This window comes from Pseudomonas sp. IT-232MI5 (genome assembly GCF_949767845.1).
In the GTDB taxonomy this organism is placed as follows: Bacteria; Pseudomonadota; Gammaproteobacteria; order Pseudomonadales; family Pseudomonadaceae; genus Aquipseudomonas.
Map to the genome: position 1 here is coordinate 86583 of NZ_CATKQE010000059.1, position 19966 is coordinate 106548.

Genomic DNA, 19966 nt, shown 5'->3' on the forward strand with positions numbered 1-19966 from the left:
GATGAATTTTTCCCAATTCTTCATTTCACGGCCGATCTTCGCAGCGGTGCTCTCGCTGTTGATCCTGATCGCCGGTGCGATCTCGCTGTTCCAGCTACCGATCAGCGAATACCCGGAAGTCGTGCCACCGACCGTGGTGGTACGTGCCAACTTCCCGGGCGCCAACCCTAAAGTCATCGGTGAAACCGTGGCCGCTCCGCTGGAGCAGGCCATCACCGGCGTCGAGAACATGCTGTACATGTCCTCGCAGTCGACCGCCGACGGCAAGATCACCCTGACCATCACCTTCGCCCTGGGCACTGACCTGGACAATGCGCAGGTGCAGGTGCAAAACCGGGTGACCCGTACCGAACCGAAGCTTCCCGAGGAAGTGACGCGCATAGGTATCACCGTCGACAAGGCCTCGCCCGACCTGACCATGGTTGTGCACTTGACCTCCCCGGACAAGCGCTACGACATGCTCTACCTGTCCAACTACGCGATCCTCAACATCAAGGATGAGCTCGCTCGTCTGAACGGTGTTGGTGATGTGCAGTTGTTTGGTATGGGCGATTACTCGCTGCGGGTCTGGCTCGATCCGAACAAGACCGCTTCGCGCAATCTGACCGCAACGGATGTGGTCACCGCGATTCGTGAGCAAAACCGCCAGGTCGCGGCCGGTCAATTGGGTGCGCCCCCTGCCCCGAATGCCCAGAGCTTCCAGCTGTCGGTCAATACTCAGGGCCGTCTGGTCTCCGAGGAAGAGTTCGAGAACATCATCATTCGTGCAGGCGACGACGGTGAAATCACTCGTCTCAAAGACATCGCTCGCGTTGAACTCGGTTCCAGTCAATACGCCCTGCGCTCGTTGCTGGACAATCAGCCGGCGGTAGCCATCCCGATCTTCCAGCGTCCAGGCTCCAATGCCATCGACATCTCGAACGACGTTCGGGCGAAAATGGACGAGTTGAAGAAAGGCTTCCCGCAAGGCATGGACTACAGCATCGTCTATGACCCGACGATCTTTGTGCGCGGCTCGATCGAGGCGGTGGTTCACACCCTCTTCGAAGCACTGATTCTCGTGGTACTGGTGGTTATCCTGTTCCTGCAAACCTGGCGCGCCTCGATCATTCCGTTGGTGGCGGTGCCGGTATCGTTGATCGGTACGTTTGCGGTGATGCACCTGTTCGGCTTCTCGCTCAATGCGCTCTCGCTATTCGGCCTGGTACTGGCCATCGGTATCGTGGTGGACGACGCCATCGTGGTGGTGGAGAACGTCGAGCGCAATATCGAGCTCGGATTGAATCCGGTCGAAGCCACCAAGCGCGCCATGCGTGAAGTGACCGGCCCGATCGTTGCCACGGCGCTGGTGCTGTGTGCGGTGTTCATTCCGGCAGCGTTCATCTCCGGTCTTACCGGGCAGTTCTACAAACAGTTTGCACTGACCATCGCCATCTCGACCGTGATCTCGGCGTTCAACTCGCTGACCCTCTCGCCAGCACTGGCCGCTGTGTTGCTGAAAAGCCACGACGCACCGAAAGACCGCTTCTCCAAAGTGCTCGACAAGATCTTCGGTGGTTGGCTGTTCCGTCCGTTCAACCGCTTCTTCGACCGCGCCAGCCATGGCTACGTCGGTACGGTGGGCCGGGTTATCCGCAGCAGCGGCATCGCCCTTCTGCTCTACGCCGGTCTGATGGTCCTGACCTTCTTCGGTTTCTCCAGCACGCCGACCGGTTTCGTACCCGGCCAGGACAAGCAATACCTGGTGGCCTTCGCACAACTGCCGGATGCTTCGAGCCTGGATCGCACCGAAGACGTGATCAAGCGCATGTCTGATCTGGCGCTGAAACAGCCAGGCGTGGAAAGCGCCGTTGCGTTCCCGGGGCTGTCGATCAATGGTTTCACCAACAGCCCGAACGCCGGCATCGTCTTCGTGACGCTGAAACCGTTCGACGAGCGTAAAGACCCGAGCATGTCCGCCGGTGCAATTGCCGGTGCCTTGAACGGCCAATATGCGAACATTCAAGAGGCGTACATGGCGATCTTCCCGCCACCGCCGGTACAAGGTCTGGGCACCATTGGTGGTTTCCGTCTGCAAATCGAAGACCGGGGCAACCTGGGCTACGACGAGCTGTACAAAGAAACCATGAACATCATTAACAAGAGCCACAGCGTGCCGGAACTGGCGGGCCTGTTCACTAGCTACACGGTGAACGTGCCACAGGTCGATGCCGCCATCGACCGTGAAAAAGCCAAGACCCACGGCGTGGCCGTCAGCGACATCTTCGACACCCTGCAGATCTACCTGGGCTCGCTGTATGCCAACGACTTCAACCGTTTCGGGCGCACCTATCAGGTCAACGTTCAGGCCGAACAACAGTTCCGCCTCGAATCCGATCAGATCGGTCAGCTGAAAGTGCGCAACAACAAAGGCGAAATGATCCCGCTGGCGACCTTCATCAAGGTCAGCGACACCTCGGGCCCGGATCGCGTGATGCACTACAACGGCTTCATCACCGCAGAAATCAACGGTGCGGCAGCTCCCGGTTACAGCTCCGGCCAAGCCGAGAAAGCCATCGAGAAACTGCTGAAAGATGAACTGCCGAACGGCATGACCTACGAGTGGACCGACCTGACCTACCAGCAGATTCTGTCCGGCAACACCGCGTTGTTCGTGTTCCCGCTCTGCGTACTGCTGGCGTTCCTGGTGCTCGCCGCTCAATACGAAAGCTGGAGCCTGCCATTGGCGGTAATCCTGATCGTACCGATGACCCTGCTGTCGGCCATCACCGGCGTGATCATCTCGGGCGGTGACAACAACATCTTTACCCAGATCGGCTTGATCGTACTGGTCGGACTTGCCTGTAAGAACGCGATTCTGATCGTCGAGTTCGCCAAGGACAAACAGGAAGAAGGCCTCGACCCGCTCGCTGCGGTACTGGAAGCCTGCCGTCTGCGTCTGCGGCCGATCCTGATGACTTCCTTCGCGTTCATCATGGGTGTGGTGCCGCTGGTGTTCTCCAGCGGTGCCGGTGCCGAGATGCGTCACGCCATGGGTGTGGCAGTGTTCTCCGGGATGCTCGGGGTGACCTTCTTCGGTCTGTTGCTGACACCTGTGTTCTACGTACTGATCCGTAACTTTGTCGAACGCGGTGAAGCCCGCAAAGCGGCCAAAGCTCTGAAACTGGAGGCGCAACGATGAGTCTGAAAGTCTTCCTGCCGAGTCTGCTGGTGCTGGCCCTCAGTGCCTGCGCCGTCGGCCCCGACTACAAGACCCCAGCCACGGAGGCGGCCAACATCACGGCCGTCACCGACGGCGCCGCCGGGCAAAAGAACTTCGACCGCTCGAAATTCGAAGGCATCTGGTGGCAGCAATTCGACGATCCGACCCTCAACCAGTTGGTGACCCAATCGCTGCAAGGCAACCGTGAACTGCGCGTGGCGTTCGCCCGCTGGAAAGCCGCCCGGGCGATCCGCGACGACGCCAGCAACGATGCGATGCCGACCATCACCAGCCGCGCCAGCAGTGATCTGGCCAAGGGGCAAATCCCTGGCCAGACCACCGACCGGGTCAATAGCGAACGCTATGACCTCGGTCTGGACATGGCCTGGGAGCTGGACCTGTTTGGCCGCATCCAGCGCAATCTGGAAGCCAGCAACGCCGACCAGCAAGCGGCCGAAGCCGATCTGTATCAACTGCAAGTCACCATGATTGCCGAACTGGTCGATGCTTACGGTCAACTGCGCGGTGCCCAGCTGCGCGAAAAGATCGCCGTGGCCAACCTGAACAATCAGGTGGAGTCGCGCAAGATCACCATCAGCCTGCGAGACGCCGGTGTCGGTGATCAGCTCGATGTCGAGCGCGCCGATGCGCGTCTGGCCAACGTTGAAGCCACCGTGCCGCAGTTGCAGGCGGAACAGGTTCGGCAGAAAAACCGCATCGCCACCCTGCTCGGTGAGCGTCCGGACAAGCTGACCGTCGATCTGAGCCCGAAAGACTTGCCGGCGATTGCCAAGGCCTTGCCGATCGGAGATCCGGGCGAACTGCTGCAGCGTCGGCCGGACATTCTCAGCGCTGAACGCAATCTGGCTTCGGCCACGGCGCGTATCGGCGTGGCGAAAGCCGATCTGTTCCCTCGGGTCAGCCTTAGCGGCTTCCTCGGCTGGACGGCCGGGCGTGGTTCGCAGATCGGTTCCTCGGCGGCCAACGCCTGGGCACTCGGCCCGAGCATCACGTGGGCGGCGTTCGACCTTGGCAGCGTACGCGCCCGTTTGCGTGGCGCCGATGCTGAAGCCGAAGGCGCACTGGCGACTTACGAGCAACAAGTGCTGCTGGCCCTGGAAGAGTCGGAAAACGCTTTCAGCGATTACGGCAAACGCCAGCAACGCCTGATCTCGCTGATCCGTCAGAGCGAATCGAGCCGCAAGGCTGCCGACCTGGCTGAAATTCGCTATCGCGAAGGCACGACTGACTTCCTCGTGCTGCTCGACGCTCAACGTGAACGGTTGAACGCCGAAGACAGTCAGGCCCAGGCCGAAGTTGACCTGTATCGCGGCATTGTCGCGATCTACAAGGCCCTTGGCGGCGGCTGGCAACCGGAGACTGTTGCCAGCAAGTAATCGATTGTTAAAGAGCTCCTTTGGTTGGCCGCAACCAACCAAATTTTTTGCCCCGCGTATCATTCGGTCGCGGGGCTTTTTTATGCCTCGAAAATCACACCCTCTTCTGTAAGAGCTGCCGCAGACTGCGATCTTTTGACTTTGCTTTAAAGGAGCAGATCAAAAGATCGCAGCCTGCGGCAGCTCCTACAGGGATCAGTTTTCCAGCACGGTGACGGTCGCTGTGGTGCCCGCACGCAAACGGTTTTTGCCGGCGTAGTCGCCATCGATTTCGATCCGTACCGGCACCCGCTGCGCCAGTTTCACCCAGGTGTAACTCGGGTTGATGTTCGCCAGCAGCCGACTGCCCGGCGCGTTCTCCCTGTCGGCAATGGCGAAGGCAATGCTCTGCACCGTACCGCCGAAGGTCTCCCCACTCATCAATTGCACCCGCACCCGATCGCCCTCACCGATTCGCGGCAGTTTGGTTTCTTCGAAGTAACCACTGATGTAGAACGAATCGCTGTCAACCAGCGCCAACAACGCGCCGCCACTCACTGCGTAGTCACCTTCGCGAGTCAGCAGGTTAGTGACATAGCCACTGACCGGTGACTCGACGCGGGTGCGCTGCAAGTCCAGTTCGGCCTGAGTCATCGCGGCAATCGCCAACTGCACATTGGCTTCGGCCAGGCCGAGATTGGCCTGATTACGTAAAAGATCGGCCTGGGCCACCGCTACATCGGTACTGGATTTCTCCCACTCTTCCCCGGAAATCGCAAAACCCTGCTTGAGCGTACGCCGCCTACGCTCTTCGCTTTGCCGCTGTTTGAGCAAGGCTTCACTGGCAACGATCGCCGCTTGCGACTGGCCCAGCGTCGCCTTGGCCACTTCCACTGAACGTCGCGAATGCTCCACCGCCAACCTGTAACGCGCCGGGTCGATCTCCATCAACAGTTGCCCCTTGTCGACATGCTGGTTGTCCTGCACCGCCAGCCTGACAATGCGCCCCGAGACATCCGCCGACAGCGTCACCACATCCGCCCTCACCCGGGCATCGCGAGTCCACGGTGCGCGGGTGTAATGCTCCCAGGCGAACCAGCCGAGCACGATCGCCAGCAACACCACCGCCAACGTGATCAATCGCGTGAATAACACTTTCAAGGCATCAGGCTCCCATCAGCAAAATCAGCGTGGCACAGACGCAGGCATATAGGGCGCCTTCGAACAGCGCTTCATGCCAGACCAGGCGCAGCACACCCAGACGCCGCAATCCCCAGTCGAGCAGCATGAATATCGGTATGGCCAACAATAGCGCCTGGGCAATGGGCGGCAGGTAGACACCGCCAATCTCGAAATCAATGGGCAAGGGCTGCTTCTCCTTCCGGGACAGATTGCTGGATGGCGTCACCGTGGCGCTGCAGGAATGACACGACAATCAACAGGGCCACGCGCATGCGAAACAACGACCACACATGCTCATGACTGGCGACGTGCAATTCATCCAGTTCGTCGCCCAGTGTGTGCAGCGTGGTCAGCAGTGGCGCCAATTGCACATCCTGACGCCCGGCGACAAAACGCCCGGTTTTGCGCACGGCCGAAGCAAGACGCTGATTGAAGGTGTCTGTCAGCAGCGCATTGTTGTGTGCCTGCTGACGCAGTTGATGCATCGCCACACCCAGCGCAACACACGCCAGGCTGATTTCGTAAAGTTGCTGCATCGCGCGGCTGTTCACCGCCGGCAGCAGGCCGAGCATGCTGGTCAGACGATCGACCATGCGGCTTTCGAAGGCGAACTGTTGTTCATCGGTCGCGGGGGTTTTGGTTAGCGCATACACCTGCTCGCGCGCTTCGTTGTACAAGCGACGAAGGCGCCACGCCGGGCGAAACGGGAAAATCCACGCGTAAACAATCAGGGCAAGCATGGCCGCACTGACGTAGGCGCCGGCGAACTCGAACCATTGAATCGCCGTGTTCTGCCCGGTACCGACATTCTGCGGGCCGATCATCAGGAAACTCGACAACCCCAGTCCCATGCCGATGCCCGCCGTCGCCGGGCTGGCCAGACCAATCGCGATCACATACAGCAGCGGGGCCAGCAGTAATGCCAACAGCTCGAAATCACTGACCGCCGGCACCAGCATGAATTGATAGAACGCCGAGACCACCAGCGCGAGCCCCAAGCCTCGGGCGTAACTTTGCGCGGCCATCAGTGGACGCGGGAAAGTAGCCATCAGCGAACAGAGGATTCCCACCAGAATCATCCCGCCCCGCGCACCGTCCCACGCGGTTTCGATCCAGATCAACCCGGCCACCAGCAACGCAGTGAAAGCGCGAATCGCGTTCATCGACGCCAGGGTGAAGTCCAGATGCAACGGGCTGACCTGACCGCGATAGAGGCAACTGGCCTCGCGCCCTTCCTGGATGGCATCGCTCAATTCGAGGATTTGCTCCAGTTGCTGCAACAGCCGCGCCTGTTCCCAGCGCAGCGCCCAGGCCAGCGAACGTAGCGTGGCACTCATGTCTTCAGTCAGTTGTTCGGCCTGATAAGCGAGCGCCTCGAACTGATGCTGCAGCGTGATAAACCGGTGACGTGTGGGCTCGGACAATGATCGCCCCTGCTCCGCCAACTGATCGAGGAGCGCCAGTTCGTCCGCACGCAGTCGCTGGATATCCAGCGGCAGCTCCCCCTCCCAACGTTCGGTGAGCAGTTCGCGTTGATGGCGCAGCGCGGTTAATCGCGAGGTCAACAGCATCAGTTGATTGCCCAACAGCAGCACCAGATGGTTGGCGCTGCGCAATCGTGGTGCATCGAAATACAAGTGTCGCCGCAAGCCTTCAAGTGCGCTGATCTCCCCCAGCAGTTGCATTTGCCGGCGCTGGAAATCGGCCTCGCTTTCTTCCGTGCGAAGCACCGCCGCTGCGTGGCTGGCGGCCAGTTTGATCACTTGATCGACTTTGGCGAAATAACCCTTGGCCACCGCTTGCGGGCGCGCTGTCAGCAGGCTGACGACACACACGCACGCCACGGCCAGCAAGGTTTCGGTCACGCGGGTAACCGCCAGTAAAAACGTACCGTCCTGATCCGGAATCGCCAGTAACGCCACCACCACGGCAGTGTAACCACTGAGCACAAATGCTTGAGAGCTGGTGTAGCGCAGCAACGTACCGCCCGCCGTGCACAGCGCCAGCCATAGGGCCAGAGTGGTAATGAATGGCAGCGGTGCCTGGGGAAAGATCGCCATGATCAACACCGCCACCGCCGCCCCGAGGGTCGTACCGATCACCTGACCGAAACTGCGCGCCAGTGCCATCCCGGCCAACGGCTGGCTGACGATGACTACCGCCATGATCGACCACTTGGGCTGGTCGAGATCGAACAAAAAGGCCAGATACAAAGTCAACAATCCCGCCGCGATGGTTCGCAGGGCAAACAGCAGGACGGCCTGACCGGGATGGATCACGGCCTTGAAATAATTGAACAGGGCTTGCATGGGCACACTCATCGAAGCGACTTCTGCAAGCGTAGACACTGCATCGAAAGCCTGACGGGTAACTGAGTCGACGCAGCTTGTAGGGCGATTCGCATGCACAGGGTTTGACTCGTGGCCCGCGCTGACCGAAGCTTGCCGTTCTGCTCAAGAACGCCTGTTTCGGAAACCTGCATGCCTCAGTCGCGCCGCTACCTGCTTATCAGCCTGGGCCTTGTGCTTGTCGTCATTGTCGCGTGGTTGTCCGTGCGCAGCACCGTGCCGGTCATACCCGATGCGATCAAACACGGCTATAGCGAAGCGCTGGATGCCGCGCGCAAGGGTCAACCGGGCGCGGCGCGTCAGCTATATCAACAGCTGGGCCGTCCGGACATCTCGGTCAAGCGCCGCGTGTGGCTGCATGGCGAGCTGCCTAACTATCCGAGTCCACAGGCGTTGAAGCTGGCCGACACCGACCTGCAAAACGAATCCCCAGCCGTGCGGCTGGCGGCGATCAAAAGCGTGGTGGGGCTGGTGCCAGGCGGGCAACGCAGCCTGTTGCTCGGGCCAATGCTCGATGATGAAGATCAAACCGTGCGCTTTGCCGCCATCAACGCTCTGCTCGGCTTGACCCCGGATGAACTGGGTCTGTACTTCGCACCACTGCAACAAGCAATCGACGGCTGGGAACAAACGCTCAAGGCGCAACCGGAAAGCGCCGCCAACTACGCGCAAATCGCTCGGCTGCATCTACACAACGCCGAACTCAAGGAGGCGCAGGTCGCGCTCGATAACACCCTGCGCCTGGAGCCCGGCAATCTGCAGGCGCTGGTGATGCAGATCGATGTCCTCGACCGCCAGGGCCAGACCGACGCCGCCCGGCAATTGCTGGGGCAACAACTCAAAGCGCAACCCGATTCTGCTTACCTGCAACATGCTCTCGGTCTTTGGCTGTTACACCACGATCAGCGCGAATACGCCCTGCTCGGCTTGTCCAAAGCCGTCGAACTTGAGCCAGACAACAAGGATTACCGCTACGACCTCGCCACCACCCTGCACAGCGCCGAAGAACTGGAAGCGGCACAAAAGCAATTGCAGGAAATCGTCCAGCGCCACCCCGCTGACCGCAAGGCGCGGGTCTTGTTGATCAACTACTGGAAAGAAAGCGGTCAACTGCAGAATGTGCAGATTCTGTTGGCGCAACTGGAACAACTCAACCCGGATGACCCGGCCTTGCAGCAAGGCCTCTGACCCACTTTCGACAGCTCTTTCGACACATCTGGCAAGGAATTTCGGAACTGCCATCACGCCAAAGGGTCAAGTTAATCAGGCCGCGCGATTCTGTTGGCGGCCTCGCTTCCCTTAGTCATGAGAGGGCATTTTTTGTCTACTTCTAACGAGTTGATCAGTGCGAAAGCCGCTACCGGCATTGTGGGTCTGGACGACATCCTGGCCGGTGGTTTGTCTCGCGGTCATGTTTTCTTGCTGGAGGGTGAACCCGGTACCGGCAAAACCACGGTCGCTTTGCATTTTCTCCTGGCCGGCGCGAAAGCCGGCGAACGCTCGTTGTACATCACGCTCTCGGAAACCGAGCGCGAACTAAGGCAAGGGGCGTCGTCCCACGGCTGGACGCTGGATGACAACATCAAGATCTTCGAGCTGACGCCCCCGGAAAGCCTGCTCAATGCCGAGCATCAGCAGAGCCTGTTGTATTCCTCCGACCTGGAACTGGGCGAAGCCACCAAGCAGATTTTCGAAGCAGTCGAACGCTTCAAGCCGACGCGCGTGGTGCTCGACAGCCTGTCGGAGATCCGTTTGCTGGCGCAGAGTTCTTTGCGTTATCGCCGACAGATTCTGGCGATCAAGCATTACTTCGTGCGCTATAACGCCACCGTATTGCTGCTTGACGACCTGACCACCGAGTCGCTCGACAAGACTGTGCACAGCGTTGCTCACGGGGTCATTCGCCTCGAAGAGCTGACACCTAACTACGGCGCCGAGCGCCGACGCGTGCGGGTGGTCAAGTACCGCGGCCAGAAGTATCGCGGTGGTTTCCATGACTTCACCATCATGGGCGACGGCGTGCATGTATTCCCACGACTGGTGGCGGCCGAACATCGCGGCGAGTACGCGCGATTGCAACTCTCGAGCGGCATCCCGGAAATGGACGCGCTCCTCGGCGGCGGCATCGAGACCGGCTCCAGTACGCTGATTCTCGGCCCTGCCGGTACCGGTAAATCGCTGATCTCGATGATCTTCGCTGCCGCTGCCGTACTACGCGGGGAAAAAGCCGCGCTGTTTATCTTCGATGAAGAACTCGGCCTGCTGTTTGAGCGGATGAAAAACATCGGCATCGACCTGAAAGCCTTGCAGGCCACCGGCAATCTGTTGATCGAGCAAGTCGACGCCGCTGAACTGTCGCCAGGTGAGTTCTCCCATCGCGTGCGACGCTGCGTCGATGAAGGTCAAATCAAAACCGTGGTCATCGACAGCATCAACGGCTATCAGGCGGCAATGCCGGAAGAAAACGCGCTGGTGCTGCACATGCACGAGTTGTTGCTGTACCTGAACCGCAAAGGCGCGGCGACGTTCATGACGGTCGCCCAGCATGGTCTGGTCGGCGACATGCAAGCGCCGGTCGACATTACTTATCTGGCTGACACGGTGATTCTGTTGCGCTACTTCGAAGCACTAGGCAAAGTCCGCCGCGCGATCTCGATCATCAAGAAACGCACCGGCAGCCACGAATCGACCATTCGTGAATACCGCATTTCCACGCAAGGCATGACCATCGGTGAACCGCTGGAAGCCTTTCAAGGCGTGCTGCGAGGCGTCCCCACCTACCTCGGCGCGAGTAATCCGCTGTTGCAGGAAGAACACTTGTGACGGTTCAGGTGCCGCCGGCCGAACGGGCGCTGATTCTGGCGCCGGTGGGTCGCGACAGCCAGATTGCGCTGATGATCCTCAACGAGGCCGGCTACAGCGGACTCGTCACGCCAGGTCTGGATTCGCTGTGCACGGAGCTTGAACAGGGTGCCGGTCTGGTGCTGGTCGCCGCCGAAGCCTTGCGCGGACCGGAACTGGAAGCGCTGTTCCTGCACCTGGAGCAGCAGCCGGCGTGGTCGGATCTGCCCATTGTGCTGTTGACCCATCACGGCGGCCAGGAACAAGGCCCCTCCTCGCGGTTGAGCGATCTGTTGGGCAACGTGACGTTCCTTGAGCGACCGTTCCATCCCGCGACACTGGTCAGTATGGTGTCCGCCGCATTGCGCGGCCGACGACGACAGTACGAGGCCCGCGACCGGCTGGTTGACCTCAGTGAAAGCGAACGACGTCTGCAATCGACCCTGGAAACCCTTGAACAACAGGTCGAAGAGCGCACCGCACAACTGCGGCACAATGAAGAAGCCCTGCGCCAATCGCAGAAAATGGAAGCGGTCGGCCAACTCACTGGCGGTATCGCCCACGACTTCAACAACATGCTGACTGGCATCATCGGCAGCCTTGAGTTGTTACGTCGGCGCCTGGCCCGTGGACGTCTGGACGACCTCGACAGCCTGATCGATCTGGGCGTGACGTCGGCCAACCGTGCCGCCAGTCTGACCCACCGCCTGCTGGCATTTTCGCGTCGGCAATCACTCGATTCAAAAGCTGTGCAGATGAACACCCTGGTGCTGTCCATGGGTGAACTGCTGCAACGCAGCCTCAACGAAAGCATTCAACTGGACATGCGCCTCAACGACAAGTTGTGGGTCGCAGAGGCCGACCCCAATCAACTGGAAAGTGCCCTGCTCAACCTGGTCATTAATGCCCGCGACGCCATGCCCGACGGCGGCAAACTGGTGGTCGAGACCAGTAATCAGGTACTCAAGCGCGAATTCACCGAGGCCTACAGCAATCTCGAACCCGGTGATTACGTGATGCTCAGTGTCACCGACAACGGCAGCGGCATGCCGCAAAGTGTCATTAACCGGGCGTTCGATCCTTTTTTCACCACCAAACCGATTGGTCAGGGCACCGGGCTGGGCCTGTCGATGATCTATGGGTTCAGCAAGCAGTCCCGTGGCCATGTCTCGATTCACAGCGAGATCGATGAAGGCACCACGGTAAAACTTTATCTGCCGCGCTTTCGCGGTGAAGAACTGTCCAGTCCAGACTCGGCTATTCAACAAGCCCCGGATGCGCTGGACGGCGAAACCGTGCTGATCGTCGAGGACGACCCGGCAGTGCGCGTGCTGGTCTGCGCGGTGCTCGGTGAGTTGGGCTATGCCTTTGTCGAAGCCTGGGATGCTGACAGCGCCGTGCCGATTCTGAATTCGACGCAGCGTATCGATCTGCTGATCAGCGATGTCGGCCTGCCGGGCATGAACGGCCGGCAACTGGCGGAAGTCGGCCGCCAATATCGTCCGGGGCTGAAGGTTCTGTTTATCACCGGATACGCCGAGCACGCCGCAGTGCGTGGCGGGTTCCTCGATTCGGGGATGCAGATGATCACCAAACCGTTCACTTTCGACCTGTTGACCGCCAAAGTGCGGGAGATGATCGAAAGCTGAAACCGCTGAAACTGTAGGAGCTGCCGAAGGCTGCGATCTTTTGATCTTGTTCTTGATCATCAACATCAAAAGATCGCAGCCTTCGGCAGCTCCTACAGGGCTTTACGCGAGCAATTCCTGAATCTTTTCCTGCAACACATCCAGGTCGAATGGTTTTTCCAGGATCGGCGCCTTGCGTGTGATCGGGCTGCCGGTTTCGCGGATTTCCTGCGGATAGCCGCTGATGAAAATCACCTTCAGGTCCGGGCGCAATTTGACGGCCGGTTCAGCGATCTGCACGCCGGAGATCCCGCCCGGCAAACGGAAATCGGTGATCAACATGTCCAGATGTGGCTTGCGCGCAAGAATCTCGAACGCCTGCTCGCCGTTTTCCGCCTGCAACACGCGATACCCCTGCCCTGACAAGTAATCCGTCAGGACCATCAAGATAACCGGTTCGTCCTCGACGACGAGTACTACATCTTGTGCATCTACGCTCATGGGAAGCCTTTGTTCAGTCAATAGCTGCTGATACGACCGTACGGTCAATCAGAGGTTGCGTCGGATGTGCCGTTTTCCTGAATTGGCAGACAAACGCGAAACAGGGCGCCTTCGTTGATTTCACTCTCGACGACGATGGAGCCGCCATGGGCGGCGACGATCTGCTCGGAAATGAACAGACCCAGCCCGAGCCCGGCCACTACCGTCTTGGCGGAAACCCGTTCGAACTGTTGGAAAATACGTTTCTGATTCTCTTGGCTGATGCCGATGCCACGGTCCTGCACCTCGACCCGCGCCTCATCACCTTCACGGTAAACCCGCACCTGAATCGGGCTGCGGCCACCGTAACGCAGGGCGTTGGTCAGCAGATTGGTCACCACCTGCTCGATGCGGAACTCGTCCCAATGGCCTTCCACCGGTACAGGCGCGGTGAACGACACTTCGGTTTCAGCAGCTTCGATCTGTGCCGCGAAGTTTTGCAGCAGGTTGCTCACCAGTTGCACCAGATCGAAACGGCTCGGTCGGATCGACAATTTGCCGGTGCGAATGCGTGACACGTCGAGCATGTCTTCGATCAGGCGAATCAGGCTTTTGATCTGGCGTTCATCGCGGTCGACCATGGCGTGCATCTTGTCGAGGGTGAACGCCGCAGCGTTGTCGCGGGCCAGGTGCATCTTGCGCAGCTGGGTTTCAAGGATCAGGCCATTAAGCGGCGTGCGCACTTCATGGGCGACGATGGACATGAAGTCATCGCGCATGCGCACCGCCTGCTCCAGTTCCAGCTGGGTGCTTTGCAGTTGTTGCAACAGTGCTTCCTGCTCGCGACGGGCCTGCTCCAGCGCTTCGAGCTGTTGCTTCATCGCCTTGCTCTGACGGTACAGATCGACGAAGACGTTGACCTTGCTCTTCACCGCGTGGATATCCAGCGGCTTGTGCAGAAAGTCCACTGCCCCGCTCTCGTAGCCCTTGAACGCGTAATTGAGTTCACGGCCGGCAGCGCTGACAAAAATGATCGGGATGTTCTTGGTTTTCTCGGTGCCGCGCATCAACTCGGCAAGCTCGAAGCCGTTCATGCCCGGCATCTGCACATCGAGGATGGCCATGGCGAACTCGTGTTGCAGCAGCAGCGACAGCGCTTCATCGGCCGACAAGGCTTTGTAGACAGTACGGTCTTCACGCTTGATCAGCGCTTCGAGCGCCAGCAGGTTCTCCGGCAGATCGTCGACGATCAGCAGTTTGGCTTGGATATTACTCAGCATGCGATTCGTTCCAGCTCGACAAGCAGACGGCCGATGCCGTGAATGGGTAGGACATGGTCCGGCTGCTGAATCTTCAGTGCAGCCAAGGGCATGGTGGCGACTTGCGCGTCTTCGGGGTCTTGAACGATGGTCAGGCCACCGCGGCGTTTGACTTGCGCCAGCCCGCGCGCGCCATCGTGATTGGCGCCGGTGAGCAGTACGGCGGCCAGCGACTCTCCGTAGGCGTCAGCCGCCGATTCAAACAGATAGTCGATCGATGGCCGGGAATAATGCACGCGCTCCTCAAGGCTCAGCGAGAGGCTGCGATCCTGCTCCACCGACAGGTGATAACCCGGCGTGGCGAAATACACATTGCCGGCAACGATATCCTGCTTGTCAGCAGCCTCGTGCACCGGCATGTCCACGCGGCGGGCGAAGACTTCGGCCAATTGACTACGGCGTTCTTCGGGCAGATGCAGGACCACAACGATCGGCAACCTATAGCCTCGGCGCAGCGGTCCGAGCAGGCTCAGCAGCGCCTCGACGCCGCCGGCGGAAGCCCCGACCACAATCGCCTCGACGCGAGGTAAATCCACGGCCTCGTTCATGTTTTGCGGTAGATCCGTTCTTGTTTGACCAGCGGTTCGAACTGGTTCGCGTAACCGGAGAAATCCAGCGTTTCCTTGCTGCCCAGCACCAGAAATCCGCGGTGGCACAGCGATTCATGAAACAGACCGAAGGCACGGTCCTGAAGTTTCTTGTTGAAGTAAATCAGTACGTTGCGACAGGAAATCAATTGGGTTTCGGAGAACACACTGTCCGTCGCCAGACTATGGTCGGCGAAGGTCACGTTCTCGCACAGGCTCTTGTCGAAAATCGCATAACCGTACGCTGCCGTGTAGTAGTCGGCAAACGAACGCTGACCACCGGCCTGCTGATAGTTGGCCGTATACGCACGAACATTCTCCATGGAGAAAATCCCCTGCTTGGCCTTGTCCAGCGAGCGCGGGTTGATATCGGTGGCATAGATGATCGTGCGATCGAGCAGGCCTTCTTCGCGCAACAAAATCGCCATCGAATAGACCTCCTCGCCCGTGCTGCACCCGGCAATCCAGATCTTGATCGACGGATAGGTGCGCAGCAACGGCACCACTTCCCTGCGAATGGCGAGGAAGTGCGACGGATCGCGGAACATCTCGCTGACCGGAATCGTCAGCAATTGCAGCAACTGCATGAACGCCGTCGGATCGTGCAGGACTTTTTCCTGCAGCGCCGAAATGGTCGCGCATTCGAACTGGCTCAGCGCGTGCTGCACCCGGCGCTTGATTGAAGCGCCGGAGTAATCGCGAAAATCGTAGCTGTACTTGAGGTAAATCGCCTCAATCAACAAGCGCAGTTCGATTTCACTGTTTCGTTCAGCTGGCGTACTACGTTCCACTAAATGCGTTCCATCTTCGGTAACCACACGCGAATCAGCGAGAACAAGCGATCCAGGTCGATAGGCTTGGCCAGGTAATCATTGGCGCCCGCCTGCAGGCAGCGCTCCTGATCGTCTTTCATGGCCTTGGCCGTCACCGCGATGATCGGCAGCTTGCGCCAGCGCGGATCCTTGCGGATTTCAATGGTGGCTTCGAAACCATCCATTTCCGGCATCATCACGTCCATCAACACCAGATCGATGTCCTCGACTTCATTGAGTCTTTCAATCGCCTCACGACCGTTACGGCCGATCACCACGACTGCGCCTTTGGTCTCCAGGGCACTGGTGAGGGCGAAAATGTTGCGAACATCGTCGTCCACCAGCAGCACCTTGCGACCCTCGAAGACCTTGTCGCGGCTGCGCGCGGTCTTGAGCATCTTCTGCCGTTCATGGGACAACTGCGATTCGACTTTGTGCAGAAAGAGTGTGACCTCATCCAGCAAACGCTCTGGCGAGCGTGCGCCCTTGATGATGATCGAGCGCGAGTACTTGCGCAGTTCGGCCTCTTCATCGCGAGTCAGGTTGCGTCCGGTATAGACGATGACCGGCGGGAACGAGCAGATGTCCTCGGTGGACATGCGCTTGAGCAGGTCATTGCCGAGCATGTCCGGCAATTTCAGGTCGATGACCATGCAGTCGTAGATCGTCGTGCGCAGCAGCTCCAGCGCGTCCTGCGCGAGGCCGACGGCGGTGATTTCGATGTCTTCGTCGCCGATCAGTCGGGCAATGCTCTCGCGCTGCAAGTCGTCGTCCTCGACCAACAGCACGCGTTTGACCTTCTGGGTCAGCTTGGCCTCGAGACGGGCGAACACGTCCTTGAGCTCTTCGCGGGTGGTCGGTTTGACCGCGTAACCGATCGCACCCATGTGCATCGCCGCTTCGACGCGGTCCTCGACGGAAATCACATGCACCGGGATGTGCCGGGTTCCGGCGTGTTCTTTCAGACGCTGCAGCACGGTGAGGCCGGAGTGATCCGGCAGACGCATGTCGAGCAGGATGGCATCCGGGACGAATTCTTTGGCCAGGTCGTAGCCCTCGTCCGCGCCGTGAGCCACCAGGCACTGATAGCCAAGCTCATGCGCCAGATCGTAGAGGATATGCGCAAAGTTCGGCTCGTCTTCCACCACCAGAATGCAGCGCGTGGCGAATGGCGCTTTGTTACGGTCATCGGCGAAGCGCGGAATGTGCACCGGCGTCAACGGCGAAACAACCGGCGCCAGTGGCACGCTGGCCACCGTCGCTGGCGGGGTAAAGGTCAACGGAGCGAACGGCACTTCATTGGTCTCGTCGAACTGCTGCGGCAACACCAGCGTGAACACACTGCCCTGCCCCGGTGTACTGCTGACGCTGATCGAACCGCCGAGCAAGGTCGCCAGATCCCGCGAAATCGACAGGCCCAGACCGGTGCCGCCGTACTTGCGGTTAGTGGTGCCGTCGGCCTGGCGGAAGGCTTCGAAAATGCTTTCCTGCTGATCGGCAGCAATGCCAATACCCGAATCGCGCACGATGAACGCGACGCGATCATCCGGCTGGCCGGCAATGGTCAGGCTGACTGCGCCCTTCTCGGTGAACTTCACGGCGTTGGACAGCAGGTTCTTGATCACCTGCTCCAGACGCTGACGGTCGGTGTAGAGCATGCCCGGCGCGCCAGGTTGCAAATCGACACTGAAGGTCAGCTGCTTGTCTGCCGCCAGAGGCTCGAACACGCTGCGCAGACCATCGGCCAGACGCGCCACGCTGGTGTTCTCCGGAATCACTTCGAGCTTGCCCGCCTCGACCTTGGAGATGTCCAGAATATCGTTGATCAGGTTGAGCAGATCGTTGCCGGCGGAGTAGATCGATTCGGCAAACTTGACCTGTTCGGCGCTGAGGTTGTCTTGCGGGTTCTCCGCCAGCAGCTTGGCCAGAATCAGCGAACTGTTCAGCGGTGTGCGCAGTTCGTGGGACATGTTGGCGAGGAATTCGGACTTGTACTTGCTCGAACGCTGCAACTCTTCGGCGCGTTCTTCGAGTTGTACCTGGGCCTGGTTGAGTTCGGTGTTCTTCAGGTCCATGGCGTCGCGCTGTTCGGCCAGGGTCTGCGCCTGCTCGGCGAGTTGCTCGTTGGTCTGCTCCAGTTCGACCTGCTGGGTTTCCAGATGCGCCTGGGATTCCTTGAGAATCCGCGACTGCTCTTCCAGTTCTTCGTTGGCGGTTTTCAGCTCTTCCTGCTGCACCTGCAACTCTTCGTTGAGCTGCTGGGTTTCGGCCAGCACTTCCTGCAAGCGCTGACGGTAGCGCGCAGCTTCGATGGAGGTGCCGATATTGCCGGCAATCAGTTCCAGCAATTCGATATCGCGATCCGTGAGCGGCCGCAGGAAACCCAGTTCGATCACGCCATTGACCCGGTCGTCATCGCTGGTCGGCACTACCAGCACACTGTGCGGCAAGCCCTCGCCCAGCCCAGAACTGACTTTGAAGTAGTCCGACGGCACCGAATCCAGACGGATCAGCCGCGCCTGTTGCGCCACCTGGCCGACAATGCCTTCACCGCTGTAAATCGACTGATCTTGTTCTTCCTGCTCGCGAGAGAAGCCGTAAGTGGCCACCCGCTTGAGGCCGCCATGTTCTTCACGCACGTACAGCGCGGCCACGGCGGTGCCCAGGTATTGCGCGCAGAACTGCAGAATATTGCGCCCCAGCAAGTTCAGCGTCAGTTGCCCCAGCACCTGCTCGGCCAGCTCGGTCTGACCATTGCGCAACCACGCCTGCTGCTCCAGACGTTCGGCACTGGCTTGCTGTGCGGCAAGGTTGGCGCTGTAGTTGGTCGACAGATTGACCAGATCGCGACGGCCGATATAGGCCAGCAAGCCGCTGATACCGGCAATGAAAATCAGGTAGAGGCTGATGCTCCAGATCGTGGTGCGGCGCACGTCTTCATTGCGCGTCGTGCGCAGAACCTGTTCGGTTTCGATGACGTCTTCAAATTGCTTGCGGATTTCGTCCGTCAAGCGTTTGCCACGTCCAGCCTTGACCGCGCCCCGGTAATCGCCGCTGGAGCGCTGCAGATCGATCATCGATTGTGCGTAATTGGCCCACTCGATCTGCAAGGCCTGCAAACGACGCAAGCGATCGGTCTGCACCGGGTTATCGGCGGTCAGATCGAGCAAAGTACTGAGCGCCACCGCGATACGCGGTTTGGCAGTTTCGTAAGGGTCAAGGAAATGCTCGTCGCCGCTAAGCAAGAAACCGCGCATGCCGGTTTCCAGGTCCACGGTGAGCTTCACCGCTTCGTTGGCGTTATTGATCACCCGGTCGGTGTGCTCCACCCACTGGATCACCGACAGCAGATAAGTAATCAGCGACACGAAGAACACGGCACTGAGCACACCGACGCCCAAGGGCAGACTGATGTTGCGACTCAGGAGTTTACGAAACCGTTGCTCATCAACCGTAGACGGAGAGGACATGGGGCAGCCTTGTCGAACTGTTGAAAAACAGGCAGTTTGCCCCAAAACGGCGGCATGGATCCATTTTTCTCACACCTTTCGCAGCAAATTCCTACGCTCACCAGCATGTTCATGCCCCTGAACAGTTATCCTTGCGCCCCCATCTGCGGCTATGCTTTTTTTGCGTCGGGCGGGGAACTTGTGGCACTGCGCCACTTACTGATGAAGAAGCCCGGCACTTTTGATCGACCGGCGACCCTGAACTGACTTTCGAGAGCCTTATTATGTCTACCCCCGCCTCCACCATCCTTGTCGTAGAAGACGACGACATCGTGCGCATGCTGATCGTCGATGTGCTGGAGGAGCTGGAGTTCACGGTGCTTGAAGCAGACGGCAGCGAACAGGCACTGGAAAAGCTTGAAGACTCAAGTCTGCACATTGATCTGATGATGACCGACGTCGGCCTGCCGGGCATGGATGGCCGCGAACTGGCGACCGAAGCACGCAAACTGCGCCCCGCCCTGCCGATTATGTTTGCCAGCGGTTATGCCGAATCCATTGATGTACCCGCAGGCATGCATGTAATCGGCAAACCGTTTTCAATTGATCAGTTGCGTGACAAGGTAAAAGCCATATTGAACAATTAACAACAGGAAATAGCAGCCGAAGCAACTTGTTATATCCACGCATAATTCGCAACGCACTAAACCTGTAATTACTGATCACCGCAGTTCTATCCTGA

The 19966-nt window shown here is 59.3% G+C and carries 14 protein-coding genes; 6 read left to right on the forward strand and 8 right to left on the reverse strand.

Going from position 1 to position 19966, the window contains the following annotated elements; all coding sequences use genetic code 11:
* Position 1 precedes the first annotated feature (1 nt).
* Entirely contained in the window at positions 2–3181 is a 3180-nt protein-coding gene (locus ACM6JQ_RS25315) for an efflux RND transporter permease subunit (protein WP_414894862.1), read from the forward strand.
* Positions 3178–4599, forward strand: coding sequence for an efflux transporter outer membrane subunit (locus ACM6JQ_RS25320; protein ID WP_007914935.1), 1422 nt, complete (start codon positions 3178–3180; stop codon positions 4597–4599). The genes ACM6JQ_RS25315 and ACM6JQ_RS25320 overlap by 4 nt, the downstream gene beginning before the upstream one ends.
* Positions 4600–4794: 195 nt before the next feature.
* Here the strand turns inward: ACM6JQ_RS25320 and ACM6JQ_RS25325 are convergent, their stop codons facing one another.
* Genes ACM6JQ_RS25325 through ACM6JQ_RS25335 form a run of 3 tightly spaced genes read right to left on the reverse strand, consistent with a single transcriptional unit; the run spans position 4795 to position 8069 of the window.
* Positions 4795–5739 carry an HlyD family secretion protein gene (locus tag ACM6JQ_RS25325; protein ID WP_007914936.1) on the reverse strand — a complete coding sequence of 315 codons (945 nt, stop codon included), beginning with the start codon at positions 5737–5739 and terminating at the stop codon, positions 4795–4797.
* A 4-nt stretch (positions 5740–5743) separates the two neighbouring features.
* Entirely contained in the window at positions 5744–5944 is a 201-nt protein-coding gene (locus ACM6JQ_RS25330; RefSeq protein WP_007914938.1) for a DUF1656 domain-containing protein, read from the reverse strand.
* A complete protein-coding gene (locus ACM6JQ_RS25335; protein WP_414894863.1) occupies positions 5934–8069 on the reverse strand; it encodes an FUSC family protein in 2136 nt (711 codons plus the stop codon). Before ACM6JQ_RS25335 ends, ACM6JQ_RS25330 begins: the two co-directional genes overlap by 11 nt.
* Positions 8070–8240: 171 nt before the next feature.
* On the opposite strand from ACM6JQ_RS25335, the gene ACM6JQ_RS25340 reads away from it, so the two are divergent.
* The 3 genes from ACM6JQ_RS25340 (at position 8241) to ACM6JQ_RS25350 (ending at position 12598) form a co-directional block, all read left to right on the forward strand.
* The gene (locus ACM6JQ_RS25340) at positions 8241–9296 is read left to right on the forward strand and encodes a tetratricopeptide repeat protein (RefSeq protein WP_007914942.1); all 1056 of its coding nucleotides are present in this window, start codon (positions 8241–8243) and stop codon (positions 9294–9296) included.
* 132 nt (positions 9297–9428) lie between these two features.
* Positions 9429–10931, forward strand: coding sequence for an ATPase domain-containing protein (locus ACM6JQ_RS25345; protein ID WP_007914943.1), 1503 nt, complete (start codon positions 9429–9431; stop codon positions 10929–10931).
* Complete coding sequence (locus tag ACM6JQ_RS25350) at positions 10928–12598, forward strand: ATP-binding protein (protein ID WP_414894864.1); 1671 nt, start codon at positions 10928–10930, stop codon at positions 12596–12598. The genes ACM6JQ_RS25345 and ACM6JQ_RS25350 overlap by 4 nt, the downstream gene beginning before the upstream one ends.
* A 102-nt stretch (positions 12599–12700) precedes the next feature.
* Here ACM6JQ_RS25350 and ACM6JQ_RS25355 read toward each other — a convergent pair whose 3' ends face one another.
* The 5 genes from ACM6JQ_RS25355 to ACM6JQ_RS25375 are packed head-to-tail and all read right to left on the reverse strand — an operon-like array spanning position 12701 to position 19245.
* Positions 12701–13078, reverse strand: coding sequence for a response regulator (locus ACM6JQ_RS25355; protein ID WP_007914945.1), 378 nt, complete (start codon positions 13076–13078; stop codon positions 12701–12703).
* 44 nt (positions 13079–13122) lie between these two features.
* Positions 13123–14337 (reverse strand): hybrid sensor histidine kinase/response regulator, encoded by a 1215-nt coding sequence (locus ACM6JQ_RS25360; RefSeq protein ID WP_007914947.1) that lies wholly within the window; start codon positions 14335–14337, stop codon positions 13123–13125.
* Positions 14331–14924, reverse strand: coding sequence for a chemotaxis protein CheB (locus tag ACM6JQ_RS25365; protein ID WP_007914949.1), 594 nt, complete (start codon positions 14922–14924; stop codon positions 14331–14333). Before ACM6JQ_RS25365 ends, ACM6JQ_RS25360 begins: the two co-directional genes overlap by 7 nt.
* Entirely contained in the window at positions 14921–15754 is an 834-nt protein-coding gene (locus tag ACM6JQ_RS25370) for a CheR family methyltransferase (protein ID WP_007914952.1), read from the reverse strand. Before ACM6JQ_RS25370 ends, ACM6JQ_RS25365 begins: the two co-directional genes overlap by 4 nt.
* On the reverse strand, positions 15754–19245 hold the full coding sequence (locus ACM6JQ_RS25375) for a response regulator (RefSeq protein WP_414894865.1): 3492 nt from the start codon (positions 19243–19245) through the stop codon (positions 15754–15756). Before ACM6JQ_RS25375 ends, ACM6JQ_RS25370 begins: the two co-directional genes overlap by 1 nt.
* Before the next feature lie 263 nt (positions 19246–19508).
* Between ACM6JQ_RS25375 and ACM6JQ_RS25380 the strand changes: the two genes are divergently transcribed.
* The gene (locus tag ACM6JQ_RS25380; RefSeq protein ID WP_007914955.1) at positions 19509–19871 is read left to right on the forward strand and encodes a response regulator; all 363 of its coding nucleotides are present in this window, start codon (positions 19509–19511) and stop codon (positions 19869–19871) included.
* Positions 19872–19966: the final 95 nt, after the last annotated feature.

Bases quoted from the DNA above. Each gene is read 5' to 3' on its own strand.
- ACM6JQ_RS25315 (WP_414894862.1), top strand. From the start codon at position 2: ATGAATTTTTCCCAATTCTTCATTTCACGGCCGATCTTCGCAGCGGTG.
- ACM6JQ_RS25320 (WP_007914935.1), top strand. From the start codon at position 3,178: ATGAGTCTGAAAGTCTTCCTGCCGAGTCTGCTGGTGCTGGCCCTCAGT.
- ACM6JQ_RS25335 (WP_414894863.1), bottom strand. From the start codon at position 8,069: ATGCAAGCCCTGTTCAATTATTTCAAGGCCGTGATCCATCCCGGTCAG.
- ACM6JQ_RS25340 (WP_007914942.1), top strand. From the start codon at position 8,241: ATGCCTCAGTCGCGCCGCTACCTGCTTATCAGCCTGGGCCTTGTGCTT.
- ACM6JQ_RS25355 (WP_007914945.1), bottom strand. From the start codon at position 13,078: ATGAGCGTAGATGCACAAGATGTAGTACTCGTCGTCGAGGACGAACCG.
- ACM6JQ_RS25360 (WP_007914947.1), bottom strand. From the start codon at position 14,337: ATGCTGAGTAATATCCAAGCCAAACTGCTGATCGTCGACGATCTGCCG.
- ACM6JQ_RS25365 (WP_007914949.1), bottom strand. From the start codon at position 14,924: ATGAACGAGGCCGTGGATTTACCTCGCGTCGAGGCGATTGTGGTCGGG.
- ACM6JQ_RS25375 (WP_414894865.1), bottom strand. From the start codon at position 19,245: ATGTCCTCTCCGTCTACGGTTGATGAGCAACGGTTTCGTAAACTCCTG.
- ACM6JQ_RS25380 (WP_007914955.1), top strand. From the start codon at position 19,509: ATGTCTACCCCCGCCTCCACCATCCTTGTCGTAGAAGACGACGACATC.